Here is a 13,625-nt window from a genome sequence, read left to right as displayed (position 1 = left end):
AACTTCTACCTGACCAACGTCAACGACGAGATCATTGACGTGGGCTACTTCCCGGCCAGCGCCAAGGCGCTGAATGCTGCGAAGCAGGCGTGGCTCGACGCTCAGTAGATGCGATCTGTGGCTTCGACAAGCTCAGCCAGCGCCGCTGGCTGAGCTTGTCGAAGCCATGTGGCGTGGTGGCGTTGGCTTCGACAAGCTCAGCCAACGCCAGTGCATACCGCTGGCTAAGCTTGTCGAAGCCATAGCGCCGAATGTTCAAAACAAACCAATGATTTGCTTATATAATCATGTTGTGACTCTACCCACTCCGCTTTATCTAAGGAGAACCTTATGGCGGATCAAGCTCGTGTAGGGGTGGTAGAACGTGCAGTGCCCCTCACTGACGCGAATACCCGAATGATAGACCTACGCAAACGTCCACGGATTGGCGAGTCGCTGATCCAGTTCACCCTCTTGCTCTGTGGTGTCATCTCGATCTTCACCACGTTGGGTATCGTTGTTGTGCTGGGCCACGAGTCGTTGCTCTTCTTCGCGCATCCCGATGTCACTCTGGTTGAGTTTGTCACCAAGACCGTCTGGCAACCGGCGATTGAGGAGTTCGGCATTCTGCCATTGGTGAATGCCACGCTAATGACCAGCCTGATTGCGATGCTGGTAGCAGTGCCATTGGGTCTGGGGGCGGCGATTTACCTCGCGGAGTACGCTTCGGAGCGGGCGCGTAGTATTCTGAAGCCTCTGCTTGAGATCCTTGCGGGTGTGCCGACGGTGGTGTATGGCTACTTCGCACTTACGTTTGTGACGCCGTTGTTGCGCAACATCTTCGGTAAGGACGTGGTACAGATCTACAATGTTGCTGCGGCAGGCATTGTGGTCGGTATCCTGATCATGCCGCTGATCGCCACGATGAGCGAAGATGCGCTCAGTTCGGTGCCCTCGGCGTTGCGCCAAGCATCCTTTGGCTTGGGGGCGACCAAGTTTGAGACGGCGATCCAGGTGGTCTTCCCAGCGGCGCTTTCGGGGGTGATTGCAGCCAGCATCGTGGGGATGTCGCGTGCCATTGGTGAGACGATGGTGGTGGCATTAGCGGCTGGAGCCAGCCCGAATTTCACCGCTAACCCCTTTGAACCAGCGGAGACAATGACCGGCCACATTGCGCGTATTTCGGGTGGTGACTTGAGCTATGGCTCGATTGACTATGACTCGATCTTTGCGATTGGCTTGGTACTCTTCTTCATTACGTTGGCACTGAACATCATGAGTCGCTGGATCGTCAATCACTTCCGAGAGGTCTATGACTAATGTCTACTGATACCGCACCCCGCTCGCGGGGCCACTTGCCCGAAGGCGAAGAACTACACCACAATGTCTCTTCCCGCCAACGGATGGGCAAGATCTGGCAGTCAGTGCTACTGGCATGTACGATCTTGGGCATCCTGGTATTGGGCTTGCTGCTCTTCAATGTCATCAATGATGCCTTTGGTGGCGTTGCGGTGCAGAGCGTGATCTCTGACGAAGAGGTCTTTGCCAACCGTGACCCAGCGAGCATGAGCCAGGCTGAGTTGATCGCCATCCTCGAAGAGCGGTTGCGGGAGCGGGTATTGCGCAACCTAGATCGTGACCAACCGCTCCTAGAACGCAGTAACGAGGATTTGATTGAGATCATCAACCTGGAGATCATCAAGCCAGAGATTGTGGCGGTCTACCCACTCAACGAGTACCTCTTCAACCGGGCGGCGATCACGGCCAGTTTGGCCGAGGAGCATCCCCGTGCTGAACTGAGCTTTAAGAGTTGGCTGAGCAGCGATTTCATTACCGATCCTATGTCGAGCCGCCCGGAGATGGCCGGGGTGCGCACGGCGGTGATGGGGACGCTCTGGCTGTTGTTTATCACAGTACTGATCGCCTTCCCACTCGGTATTGGGGCTGCGCTCTACTTGGAGGAGTATGCCACCGATAAGCTCTTTGATGAGCGTACCGCACTGGGGCGGCGGCTGAATGCGGTTCTGCATCGCGGATCGAGCATCATCCAGACCAACATCTACAACCTGTCTGGAGTGCCATCAATCATCTATGGTATGTTGGGCTTGGCGATCTTCGTGCGCGCCTTAGAGAGTTTTACTAGTGGTAGCTTCTTAGGTGGGACGGCGGATGGAACCGCCAATGGGCGCACGATCATGGCAGCGGGCATGACCATGGCGCTGCTGGTCTTGCCGGTGGTGATCATCTCCTCGCAAGAGGCCATCCGGGCAGTCTCCAACTCGTTGCGCCAAGCCAGTTATGGCTTGGGGGCGACGCGCTGGCAGACGATCTGGAAGGTGGTACTCCCTAATGCTATGCCGGGTATTCTCACTGGAACGATCCTGGCGATTTCGCGGGCGATTGGCGAGACTGCGCCGCTGATCGTGGTGGGTGCCTCGACCTTCATCGTCACCGATCCGAGCGGCCCGTTCTCGAAGTTTACCGTTCTACCGATCCAGATCTACAACTGGACTTCGCGCCCGCAGGTGGAGTTCCGGGCGATTGCGGCAGCGGCGATTATCGTGCTGCTCGTCATGCTGCTCTCCATGAACGCGCTGGCGATCTTTCTACGTAATTACCTACGATCCAAGAGGGTGTCATGACCACAACCAACCCGGCAATGATTCCTACCGAGCGCTACGCGCTCGAGACGCGCAACATGCACATCTACTACAGCGCCTTTCGGGCGGTGAAGGATGTGAGTTTTGCCATCGAGCGCAACAAGATCACCGCGTTGATCGGCCCATCGGGATGCGGGAAGAGCACGGTGTTACGCGCCTTCAACCGCATGAACGACTTGGTCGCGGGGGCTAGGGTGGAGGGTGATGTCCTCTTCCAGAACCAGAACCTCTATGCACCCGATGTTGATGCAGTACAGGTACGCCGTAGGATCGGAATGGTCTTCCAGAAGCCCAACCCCTTCCCGAAGAGCATCTACGATAATATCGCCTTTGGCCCCAAGATCAATGGTTGGAAGGGCAATAAGGGTGAGATGGACGAATTGGTGGAGCGTTCGCTGCGGGGTGCCTCGCTGTGGGATGACGTGAAGGATAAGTTGCAGCAGAGTGGGCTTTCGCTCTCTGGCGGGCAGCAGCAGCGGCTCTGTATCGCACGCGCACTGGCGGTGGAGCCGGAGATCATTTTGATGGACGAGCCATGTTCGGCGCTCGACCCGATCTCGACGCTGCGGATCGAGGAGTTGATGTTCGAGTTGCGGCAACGCTACACCATCGTGATTGTCACCCACAACATGCAGCAGGCGGCGCGCGCCTCCGATTATACCGCTTTCTTCCTGATGGACGAAGATCGGGCCGGGCAGTTGGTCGAGTATGATCACACCGAGCAGATCTTCCAGAATCCGAAGGATAGCCGTACCGAGCAGTATATTTCGGGGCGCTTTGGCTAGGGGCTTCCTAGCTTCCCGGAAGCTTGCCGCTACCGGGAAGCTAGGAAACTTACCAGGGTGTTCAGTTTCTGAAGAACTTCTGTGATTACTGCATCCGGGAGTGTGGCCAGAAATACTGTATTCCGACTGCGCCAGTCAAGATTCTTGACCTGATCGGCTAAAATAACGCCAGTGATACCCACCTCATCCGGGATGGTAACTTCAAATGGGTACCCTTTGCGCTGATTGGTAATTGGGCAGAAGATTGCCAGACCAACCCGGCGGTTATAGGTAATAGGGGAAAGTACCACTGCTGGGCGTCGCCCCGCCTGTTCATGACCTGCTTGGGGTGTGAAGGCTAACCATACCACATCACCACGTTGAGGAACGTAGGCCATTACCACACCTCATTACCTACTGCTGGTTCGGTAGACACCTCGTGATGCAGATTATCATCAGTAACCTCTGCAAGTAACGCATCAAGGCTGTAGGGCCTTGGTGAGATGCGTACAACCCTCAACTGACCGTCAACAACGCGCAGATCGACCTCAGAATCATCTACGAGTCCTATCTCCGAAGCGAACGATTTGGGGATACGGACGGCTAGACTATTGCCCCACTTTTGAATACGTGTGCGCACGATCCACCCCCTTGTGTCATACCAGTAATGTATATACAATGAATATACATTATAAGGTGTAACTTTGCAAGATACGCGCATTGTTAATTCTCAACAACCTAAAGTTGTGCTCTCTCACCTTGCGCTATGAGAGGGATTTATGGTATACCTTAAATATAAGACTTTTAAGGTATACCATAAATTATGGTTTACCACAACCAGCACATACTGTGGAGCCAGTTTCTATGATGCAGCCAGTTCAGTGTACACTTCCATTGGCTATGGCCGGTACCGGTACACGTGTCCGCCTCGTCGAAGTCACTGGCAACCAGCGCAGTGCGCGTCGTTTGGCTGAACTTGGTCTGATCCCCGGCAGCCACCTGACGATTATGAACGATCATGGAGGTACCCTGTTGATCGCGGTTGGTGATACCCGTTTGGCACTAGGGGCGGGGGTTGCGCATTCGGTTTTGGTCTCCGCGCTTGATTAAGGTGAACCTAAGTTTATGGCAGACCTCACCATTGCTCTTGCAGGCAACCCCAATGTTGGCAAGAGCACCGTCTTTAATGCGCTCACCGGTATGCGCCAGCATGTCGGCAACTGGCCGGGTAAGACGGTCGAGCGCAAGGAGGGGGTTGTAACCCTCGGTACGCAGACCGCCACGATTGTTGATCTCCCCGGTACCTACAGCCTCACAGCCCGCTCACTGGAAGAGCAGATTGCGCGTGATTTTATTATCCGCGAGCGCCCCGATGCCGTGGTGAACGTGCTCGATGTGGCTAACTTGGAGCGCAATCTCTACCTGACTGCGCAGTTGTTGGAGATGGAGGTGCCACTGGTGTTGGTATTGAACATGGTTGATGTGGCCAATGCGCGTGGGCTTGTGTTGGATCAACAGGCATTTGTCGCTGAGATGGGTGTTCCTGTCGTGATGATGGCGGCCAGTCGGGGGCAGGGCATGGATGAATTGAAGCGGGTGCTGAACCAGTTGATTGCGAGTGCCCCGGTGCGCGGGGGTGTTGCATGACGGTCGCATCGCTTACGCTGCCCACAGCGCAGGTGCGCTACGATGCGCCAGTTGAGGCGGAGTTGGAGCGGTTGGTTAAACTCTTCGCGCTCCAGCCGACGTTATCCTCCACCTACCCGCTACGTTGGCTGGCCGTCCAGATCTTTGAGGGGGATGAGGGGCTACTGGCCGAGGTGATCGCTGTTGGTGGCTCTAGCCTTGCGGCTGAGGTGACGGCGAGTATGCAGCGCCTCGAAGCTCGCTATGGTGAGGATCTGGATATTACGCTGGTGGATCAGCGTTACCGCTTCGTGCATACATTGGTGGGTAAGGTGCTTACCCGCCCCGGATCGGTGCATGATCTCACCGTCTCGGATCGGATTGATAAGATCCTTACCCACCGCTTCTTGGGCATCCCAATCTTCTTGTTCATTATGTGGGTGGTCTTTAAGCTGACGACCGATGTCGCCGGGCCATTTGTGGATTGGGTTGATGGGGTGATCAGTGGCCCGATCAGCAATTGGATGATCGCGCTGCTAGGTCTGGTGGGGCTGGGTGGAACGTGGGTTGAGTCGCTGTTGATCGGTGCGGTGCTGGTTGGCGTGGGTGGCGTGTTGGTCTTTGTGCCGGTGCTCTTCACCCTCTACTTTGCGCTGGCCATTCTGGAAGATTCGGGCTATATGGCGCGCGCCGCCTTTGTGATGGATCGTATGATGCACCGGCTGGGTCTGCATGGGAAGAGCTTCTTGCCCATGATCGTCGGCTTCGGCTGTACCGTCCCGGCGATCTATGCCACTCGTACTCTGGATAGCCCACGAGACCGCCTGATGACCGGGTTGCTCGTTCCCTTCATGAGTTGTAGTGCGCGGCTGCCGGTCTATGTGTTGGTGGCGACGATCTTCTTTCCGGCACATGCTGGCTTGGTCATCTTCGGTCTCTATTTAACCGGCGTGGCGATGGCGATTGGGGTAGGGTTTTTGCTCCGTAGTACAGTCTTTCGTAATCAGCCACCATCGCCCTTTGTGCTGGAGCTACCACCCTACCGTATCCCAACGTGGCGGTGTATTTGGGGCCAGATGTGGGAACGCACCTCGTCGTTTGTGCGCAATGCGTGGACTTTGATTCTGGCTACCAGTGTTCTGATCTGGGTGCTGCTGGCTATCCCGGTGCGTGGCGAGGGCCAATTTGCACAGGCCGAGATTGACCAGAGCGCCTTTGCGTTGGTGGCGGGTGGGATCAGCCCGATCTTCGCCCCGCTCGGTTTTGGGAGTTGGGAATCGTCGGGTGCGCTCATCTCTGGCTTTGTGGCCAAGGAGGTGGTGGTGAGCACGATGCTTCAAACCTTCCATATTGATGAAGGTGAAGCAGAGGAGGCTGTTCCCACAACCTTTATGGAGGATGTGAGCGGGATCTTCACCAGCCTGGGGACGGCGCTGCTTGATGCGATCAAGGTTCTCCCGCAGATGGTGGGCATAAGCCTGGGTGCAGCGGAAGAGGAAGCGCCGCCTGATGGTTTGGGTATGGCGATCCAGGCCAGCTTTGCGACCAGTAGCGGTGGGCATCCGGCGCTGGCGGCACTCGCCTTCCTGGTCTTTGTGCTGCTCTACACCCCGTGTATGGTGGCGACGGCGGCGGCGCGCCACGAGTTTGGTACACGTTGGATGTGGGTGAGCATTGTGGGCCAGTTTGTTGTGGCCTGGCTTGCCGCGCTGATCGTCTTTCAGGGTGGGCGCTTGTTAGGGTTGGGGTAGATCGGTGTTGAGTATTCGTCCAGATCAGTGTAGTATTAGGCTATCCATACACTGAAGGCACTACTCACACATACTTATGAATCCGATTGATACCATTCTCCAGAACTTTGACCTAGTGATCTTAGATGGGGCGTTGGCTACCGAACTAGAGCGACGAGGGGCGGATCTGAACGATCCGCTCTGGTCGGCGCGGTTGTTGTTGGAACAGCCGGATCTTATCCGGCAGGTACATGCCGACTACTTCCGAGCCGGGGCGGATTGTGCGATCAGCGCGAGTTATCAGGCCACATTCCCTGGGTTTGCCCGCCGTGGGCTGGGGGTACAAGCGGCAAGCGAACTGATGCGCCGTTCGGTACGCCTGGCCTGTGAAGCCCGTGATGAGGTTTGGGCTACGGTGGATCATACCGGGCGTCCGCGCCCACTCGTGGCAGCTTCGATTGGCCCCTATGGGGCCTTTCTGCATGATGGCTCGGAGTATCGGGGGGACTACACGATCAGTGACGCGGATCTGTTGGCCTTTCACCGCCCACGCATGGCGGTGCTGAGTGATGCCGGTGCGGATCTGTTGGCGCTGGAGACGATTCCTTCGTTTCGCGAGGCGCGGTTGCTCTTGCATTTGTTGGAGGAGTTCCCCCAGACCTGGGCATGGGTGAGTTTTAGTGCCCGTGATGGGCAGCATATCAGTGACGGTACTCCCTTTGCAACCTGTGTGGCTCAGGTGGCTCAGCATCCCCAAGTGGTGGCGGTGGGGGTCAACTGTACTGCACCGGAGTATGTCGCCGACCTTCTGCGGGCGGCTCGCGCTGCGACGAGTAAGCCCTTGGTGGCCTACCCCAATTCGGGCGAGGTGTATGATCCGGCCAGCCATGCATGGTGTGGGGTTGCACCGGTCAGCGACTACGCCGAAGAGGCGCGGATGTGGTATGCGGCGGGGGCTAACATCCTGGGTGGTTGTTGCCGTACCACGCCCGACCATATCCGGGCGATTGCGGAATGGGCGCGTGCGTCGCACGACCGGGTATAATACATGGAGAGGCGAAGCATCGCCCTCCATGTGGTCGGGGCATATGAATGAGCTTAGAGGGCGATGCTTCGCCCCTACGGGATGATCGAACAAGAGGAGCAAATCTTCATGGATATTACAGGCAAGGTCTTTCTGGTGAGTGGTGGTGGATCGGGGTTAGGCGCGGCAACGGCGCGGATGCTGGTTGAGCAGGGGGCACGGGTGGTGCTCGCCGATGTGAACCAGGTGGCCGGGGAGACCGTAGCTGCCGAGTTGGGAGAAGCTGCTCGTTTTGTGAAGACCGATGTCAGTAATGAAGCAGATGTTCAGGCCGCAATCAGTGTCGCAGTGAACGAACTGGGTGGCTTGCATGGGGCGATCAACTGCGCGGGGGTGGTGTTGGCCGAGCGCATCTTGGGGCGCAACGGCCCACACAATCTCGATCTTTTTGCCAAGACGATCCGGGTCAACCTGATCGGCTCGTTCAACGTGATCCGGCTGACTGCCGAGGTGATGCAGAACAATGAGCCGGGGCCAAGTGGCGAGCGCGGGGTGATCGTCAATACAGCCTCGGTGGCCGCCTTTGACGGCCAGATTGGTCAGGCGGCCTACGCAGCCTCGAAGGGCGGAATAGTGGGCATGACCTTGCCGGTTGCGCGGGAACTCTCGCGGTTTGGCATCCGGGTGATGAGCATTGCGCCGGGGATCTTCGACACGCCGATGATGGCTGGATTACCCACTGCGGCGCGTGAGTCACTGGGGCAGCAGGTACCCTTCCCCTCGCGCTTAGGGAACCCCGCCGAGTATGCCGCACTGGTGCGCCATATCATTGAGAACCAGATGTTGAACGGTGAGGTAATCCGCCTTGATGGGGCGATTCGTATGGCACCGCGTTAATAAAGGGAGGCTTGTGCTATGCCCTTCTGTCCTCAGTGTGGGGTTGATAATCCGGCTGCGGCACGCTTCTGTGATCAGTGTGGGGCGGAGTTGATCGCGGTGCCATTGGGAGGAGCGCAACCTGTTTCGGCCCCCGCCACGCCGCAGGCTGTGGTGGGGCCAACGATCATTGCTGGGCCAAGCACATGCCCCCAGTGTGGTACGGCGGTAATTCCGGGTGAGGCGTTCTGTGATGCGTGTGGTGCCTCGTTGTTGGCGGGGACGAGTGTGCCGACGGCGGCACCTCCGGCGTTGCCCTATGCCGGGGTTCCCGCACAGCCCAACTACCCGCCACCGCAGCCGGTGGCTGCGCCACCCCCGCCGCTAGTCACGCCACCCGTGGTGCCGCCCGCGCCACCTCAGGGGCGACCGAGTTTGGCGGGGGTTAACCTCGTCATCCAATCCAATGCGGCGAGCCTGCCACTACCAGCCAGCGGTCAGGCGGTGATTGGGCGCGCCGATCCGGTGAGCAACGTCTTCCCCGATATTGATCTCACCAACCACGGGGCGTTAGAGCGCGGGGTGGGGCGGCGCCATGCGCGGATCTTCTTGCAGAACGGGCTGGTGCTGTTTGAGGATCTGAATAGCACTAACGGCACCTTCCTCAATACCACGCGGCTTCAGCCGGGCCAGCCGCAGACCTTACGCACGGGTGATGAGATACGGTTAGGAACCCTCGTCATCAAGGTGCAGATGTAGGGGTGTGTCGTGCTGTACAGCGCAGCCGTCTGCTCGCTGGGCAGACGGCTCGCCGAGAGACGGCCCAGCGGGCAGGGCATGTGCAAAGTCCTTGCGGCGCAGCCGCCCCCGAACCCCCACCGGAGGTGACTTTGCACATGCCCTGGCCCACCGGGCCCTCTTTACTGTATCGCAGGCAGATAGACCCGAAAGAGGCTTCCCTTCCCAACTTGGCTGGCGACCTCGATCTGGCCGTTGTGCAACTCCACCAATTGCTGCACAATCGCCAACCCTAGCCCACTGCCGCGCTCATTGTTCGTGCCGGTGGGGTGGGCACGTTGGAATTTCTCGAAGATATGGGGAAGCGCCTCGTTGGGAATGCCCAGCCCATTGTCGGCGACCTGAAAGCAGATCCGGTTCCCCTCAGGCTTGATCATGACGGCGACCCAGCCACCGTGGGGCGTGAACTTGATCGCGTTCCCGATCAGGTTGCTAAAGACCTGTGAGAGTTTGTGCCAATCGGCTAAGACGACCAGATTGGTGGGGTTGACCTCTAAACTCAAGCGGATCTGTTTGGCTTCGGCACTATAGCGTAAGTGCTCTATCACCTGTTCGGCAACAAAGCCGATTTGGATGATGATCGGCTCTAAGACGACCTTACCCGCTTCGAGGCTCGAAATATCGAGGATGTCGGTCACGAGGTTGTTGAGTTGATCGGCGGAGGACATGATCGTCTGTACCGAGCGGCGGGTTGTTTCCAGGGTTGCGGGGTTGTCCAGGATCATGCAGGCGATACTCTGAATCACTCCGAGGGGTGAGCGCAGATCGTGCGAGGCGATCATGAGCAGGTTGTCTTTGAAGGCATTCAACTCGCGGAGGCGCTCATTAGCCTCGGCGAGTTCGGATGTGCGTTCCTTAACTCGTTGTTCCAAACTGGCATTGAGTGTCTCCAGTTCATTCACCTTTTCGGCCAGTTTATCAATTAACAGCCGTTGGTGTGCTCGGTCAAATTCGGCACTGGGCATGGTATAGACTGGAGGTGCTTCGATCCCCAATGCCGACTGGACGACCGTTAAGATTTGCTCTGGTTCGGCGGGCTTGGCGATCACATACTCAACCCCACACGCTTCTGCGAGAATGCGTGCCTCTGACTCGACATAATTAGCAGAATAAAAGATGACGCGGGTTGCGGCAATCTCAGGAATAGCCCGGATACGGCGCACAAACTCGAAGCCATCAATTTCTGGCATCAGGATATCGGTGATCACTAGATCGGGATGTTCGGTGCAGATGATGGCTAACCCCTCAGAGGCCAAGCCTGCTTCGAGCAGGTGGTGATTCTGGTAGGAGAGCAGAGTCATCAAAAACTCGCGATTGATCTGGCGGTCATCAACAATGAGAATCTTGGCCAAGAAATGCCTCCACTTGATGGACAAAATGCTCTGGGTCGATGGGCTTAGGGATATACCCATCAAAGCCTGCATCCATGATACGTTCGCGGTCGCCCACCATTGCTAGCGCGGTCACGGCGATGAGGGGAATATGGCGCAACTCAGGATCAGCTTTGAGGCGGCGAGCGATGGACAACCCATCAAGGTATGGGATTTGGATATCGCAGACAATTACAGCGGGTGGATCGCACTGGATCATTGCGAGGCCAGTGAGTCCATCATTGGCACTGCACACCTGATGGCCAAAGGCTTCGAGAAGGTAGTGCATGAGTTCAAGATTAGCCGCATTATCTTCAATAATCAGGACAACAGACATCGAATACCTCAATGATGCTTACGTGGCATCAAGCATCACACCTACACCTCCGGCAATGCTGGAAGGATACGTTTTGGGCGCGGGCCAAATTCGGGCAATTGGGGTGGATGTTCCTCCATGAGACGCAATACCGCAGCTATCGCTTGTTCGAGTTGGGGGTCGTGTCCGGCTACATAATCCTGGGGGGCAATCTCAACCTCGATGGTTGGTTGGGTGCCATAATTCTCGACACCCCAACCGACATCGGGGAACCACGAGGAGTATTCGGGTTGGGTGGTGGTGGTACCATCGGCCAGGGAATCGATGGGGTTAATCCCGATCACCCCGCCCCAGGTACGTTTGCCAATCAGCGGGCCAAGGTCGAGCAGTTTAAAGACATGGCTGAAGATGTCGCCATCGGAGCCGGCATGTTCATTGGTGATCGCAACCACGGGGCCAAGGAGCGAATCGGCGGGGTAGGGGGTAGGTTGGCCCCAGCGCGAGACCTTATAGCCCAAGCGGCGGCGAGCCAGTTTTTCGATCAAGAGTTGCGATACATTACCGCCGCCATTGTAGCGCACGTCCACCACCAAACCAGCACGGGTACTCTCCATCAGGTAGCCACGGTGAAATTCGGCAAAGCCCCACGCCTGCATGTTGGGGATGTGCAGGTAGCCGACGTGGCCATCCGAGGCGGCGTGGACGGTGGCGCGGTTGGCTTCGACCCAACTACGGTAGCGGAGCATGTGTTCGGATGCCAGTGCCTTGACGGTCATGGTGCGCGCCTCCCCACCATCGGCGGGGGCAATCGTGAGCAAGATCTCGGCACCGGCCTGATTGACGAGCAACTCGCCGGGGCTGCGCGTGGCGTTCAGGTGCCGCCTATTGATCGCCACCAGCCGATCTCCGACCTGAACCCCCAAACCGGGGCGGGCGAGGGGTGAAGAGGCGCGTTCGTCCCAGGTATCGCCCTGAAGGATGCGGGAGATGCTATAGCTCTCGGTCGCAGGATCATAGGCCAGATCAACCCCCAAAAAGCCCTGGCGATAGAGCGGGCTGGGGCGGTAGTCACCGCCCATTTCGTAGGCGTGCGAGGTACCCAACTCGCCCTGCATCTCCCAGATCAGATCCGAGACTTCACCCCGACTGGCCACGCGATCAATGAGGGGCAGGTAACGCAGATAGATCGCTTGCCAATCAATACCTGACATATCCTCGCTCCAGAACTGATCGCGCTGCATGCGCCATGCCTCGCGGTACATTTGGCGCCACTCCTGGGGCGGGCTAAGATCCACCTTGATCCGACCGAGGTCAACCCAGCCACTCTTGCGGCTAGGTGCGCCATTATCTTTGGGCTTCTCGGCGGTCTTGAGCACCCGCAGTTTCCGGCCACTGCGGTAGATTATGGCGCGGGCATCGGGGGTGAGGCCAAATTCGGTGACGCCATCAAGAATAAATTCCGAACTGCGTTCGGCAAAGTCATAGACCTCCAAGCGGCCCTGATCGTCGCCATTGCCATTGCCACTGATTGCGCCATGCATGGGATAGTTGGTATAGATCGCTTTGCCTTTGATCCCGGCGACTTGACCATAGATCCCCAGCGGTACCGGGAAGGCGAGGACGCGATCACTGATCCCTTCGAGGTCAATCTGAAGGATCTTTTCTTCGGATTTTTCGGGTTTTTCGGGTTTTTCGGGCTTAGCCTCATCGGGTGCTGGTTCACCATTTGGTTCAGGCGGGGCTGATTTATTCTCCTTGCTCTCCTTGCTCTCCTTGCTCTCTTTACTCACCCCACCGGTTTCAAAGGGCGAACTGAGATCGCTGCGCAGCGTAATGAGGAACGGGCGCGATATACGCGGGAAGCTCCACGCAAACTGCGCCTGATCGCGCACAGGGTCAAAATCGCGGTAGCCAATAAAGTAGAGATACTGGCCCTCAGGGTCCCAGGCGGGGGCGGTATCGTAGAGCAGGGTACGGGTGATGGTATGGATGGCCCCGCTACTCACCTCGCAGAGCCGAATGACGCGGGTGCGGCGCGTATCGGGGTAGCTATAGGCGAGCCACCGTCCATCGGGCGACCACTCGGCGTTATAGATCCGCCCATTGGGGCTATGGTCGAGGGTGCGCAGCGTTCCGGCTTCGAGATCCACCAGCAACAACTCGTGGCGCTGGTTGGTGAGGGCGGCCAATTCGCCCTTGGGGGCGGGCTTCAGGCTGATTGGGCGGCCAATATCGAGGCCCGCGAGGCGGCGCGGTGGGGTTGCGCCATCAATCGTATGGATCTCCAGCGCCTCTTCACCCTCGGCATCACTCAGCAGGAGCAGGCGTTTCCCATCATTGAGGAAATCGGTGAGGCGGGTGCGGCCATTCTCATTGCCATGCTGCACCACCGCCCCATCCCAATTCTCACCTTACGCAGTACGTATGTACGGATAAAGACGGTCTTTCGTGCCAGATCATGCTCCTTGCGTCGCCCGTAGCG

The 13,625-nt window shown here is 57.7% G+C and carries 14 protein-coding genes and 1 pseudogene; 9 read left to right on the top strand and 6 right to left on the bottom strand.

The genetic code is table 11. The features are described from left to right. The first annotated feature begins 330 nt into the window (after nt 1-330). The 3 genes from pstC to pstB are packed head-to-tail and all read left to right on the top strand — an operon-like array spanning nt 331 to nt 3,424. Entirely contained in the window at nt 331-1,299 is a 969-nt protein-coding gene (pstC, locus tag EKD03_RS14215; RefSeq protein WP_238613529.1) for a phosphate ABC transporter permease subunit PstC, read from the top strand. Further along, nucleotides 1,299-2,621: a phosphate ABC transporter permease PstA gene (gene pstA, locus EKD03_RS14210; RefSeq protein ID WP_129632135.1), complete on the top strand. Its 1,323-nt coding sequence runs from the start codon at nt 1,299-1,301 to the stop codon at nt 2,619-2,621. The genes pstC and pstA overlap by 1 nt, the downstream gene beginning before the upstream one ends. Beyond that, the gene (pstB, locus tag EKD03_RS14205; RefSeq protein WP_174842878.1) at nt 2,618-3,424 is read left to right on the top strand and encodes a phosphate ABC transporter ATP-binding protein PstB; all 807 of its coding nucleotides are present in this window, start codon (nt 2,618-2,620) and stop codon (nt 3,422-3,424) included. The genes pstA and pstB overlap by 4 nt, the downstream gene beginning before the upstream one ends. A 29-nt stretch (nt 3,425-3,453) precedes the next feature. On the opposite strand, the gene mazF is transcribed toward pstB, so the two are convergent. Together mazF and EKD03_RS19115 are read right to left on the bottom strand one after the other, a co-directional pair. Further along, on the bottom strand, nt 3,454-3,801 hold the full coding sequence (mazF, locus tag EKD03_RS14200; RefSeq protein WP_129632132.1) for an endoribonuclease MazF: 348 nt from the start codon (nt 3,799-3,801) through the stop codon (nt 3,454-3,456). Then, complete coding sequence (locus EKD03_RS19115; RefSeq protein WP_420808807.1) at nt 3,801-4,124, bottom strand: AbrB/MazE/SpoVT family DNA-binding domain-containing protein; 324 nt, start codon at nt 4,122-4,124, stop codon at nt 3,801-3,803. Before EKD03_RS19115 ends, mazF begins: the two co-directional genes overlap by 1 nt. Before the next feature lie 143 nt (nt 4,125-4,267). Between EKD03_RS19115 and EKD03_RS14190 the strand changes: the two genes are divergently transcribed. The 6 genes from EKD03_RS14190 to EKD03_RS14165 all read left to right on the top strand — a co-directional run bounded on the left by EKD03_RS14190 (nt 4,268) and on the right by EKD03_RS14165 (nt 9,418). Then, nucleotides 4,268-4,513 carry a FeoA family protein gene (locus EKD03_RS14190; RefSeq protein WP_129632126.1) on the top strand — a complete coding sequence of 82 codons (246 nt, stop codon included), beginning with the start codon at nt 4,268-4,270 and terminating at the stop codon, nt 4,511-4,513. A 15-nt stretch (nt 4,514-4,528) separates the two neighbouring features. After that, nucleotides 4,529-5,050 (top strand): FeoB small GTPase domain-containing protein, encoded by a 522-nt coding sequence (locus EKD03_RS14185; protein WP_129632123.1) that lies wholly within the window; start codon nt 4,529-4,531, stop codon nt 5,048-5,050. After that, nucleotides 5,047-6,780 (top strand): ferrous iron transport protein B, encoded by a 1,734-nt coding sequence (gene feoB / locus EKD03_RS14180; RefSeq protein WP_129632120.1) that lies wholly within the window; start codon nt 5,047-5,049, stop codon nt 6,778-6,780. Before EKD03_RS14185 ends, feoB begins: the two co-directional genes overlap by 4 nt. 76 nt (nt 6,781-6,856) lie before the next feature. Continuing rightward, nucleotides 6,857-7,804 (top strand): homocysteine S-methyltransferase, encoded by a 948-nt coding sequence (gene mmuM, locus EKD03_RS14175; protein WP_129632117.1) that lies wholly within the window; start codon nt 6,857-6,859, stop codon nt 7,802-7,804. A gap of 63 nt (nt 7,805-7,867) precedes the next feature. Further along, on the top strand, nt 7,868-8,680 hold the full coding sequence (locus tag EKD03_RS14170) for a 3-hydroxyacyl-CoA dehydrogenase (RefSeq protein ID WP_238613528.1): 813 nt from the start codon (nt 7,868-7,870) through the stop codon (nt 8,678-8,680). Between the two features lie 18 nt (nt 8,681-8,698). Further along, nucleotides 8,699-9,418 (top strand): FHA domain-containing protein, encoded by a 720-nt coding sequence (locus tag EKD03_RS14165; protein ID WP_129632113.1) that lies wholly within the window; start codon nt 8,699-8,701, stop codon nt 9,416-9,418. A 161-nt stretch (nt 9,419-9,579) separates the two neighbouring features. Here EKD03_RS14165 and EKD03_RS14160 read toward each other — a convergent pair whose 3' ends face one another. From EKD03_RS14160 to EKD03_RS19180, 4 genes and pseudogenes are all read right to left on the bottom strand, one after another. Then, the gene (locus EKD03_RS14160; RefSeq protein WP_161569271.1) at nt 9,580-10,809 is read right to left on the bottom strand and encodes an ATP-binding response regulator; all 1,230 of its coding nucleotides are present in this window, start codon (nt 10,807-10,809) and stop codon (nt 9,580-9,582) included. Then, nucleotides 10,787-11,164 carry a response regulator gene (locus EKD03_RS14155; protein ID WP_129632106.1) on the bottom strand — a complete coding sequence of 126 codons (378 nt, stop codon included), beginning with the start codon at nt 11,162-11,164 and terminating at the stop codon, nt 10,787-10,789. Before EKD03_RS14155 ends, EKD03_RS14160 begins: the two co-directional genes overlap by 23 nt. 41 nt (nt 11,165-11,205) lie before the next feature. Further along, on the bottom strand, nt 11,206-12,222 hold the full coding sequence (locus EKD03_RS19185) for a S41 family peptidase (protein WP_476695792.1): 1,017 nt from the start codon (nt 12,220-12,222) through the stop codon (nt 11,206-11,208). A 39-nt stretch (nt 12,223-12,261) separates the two neighbouring features. Next, a pseudogene (locus EKD03_RS19180) lies at nt 12,262-13,536 on the bottom strand (S41 family peptidase); the annotation flags it as partial. Between the last annotated feature and the right edge of the window lie 89 nt (nt 13,537-13,625).

Source organism: Candidatus Oscillochloris fontis, from assembly GCF_004138135.1.
Classification (GTDB): Bacteria; Chloroflexota; Chloroflexia; order Chloroflexales; family Chloroflexaceae; genus Oscillochloris; species Oscillochloris fontis.
This window is presented reverse-complemented; position numbering and strand designations above follow the sequence as displayed.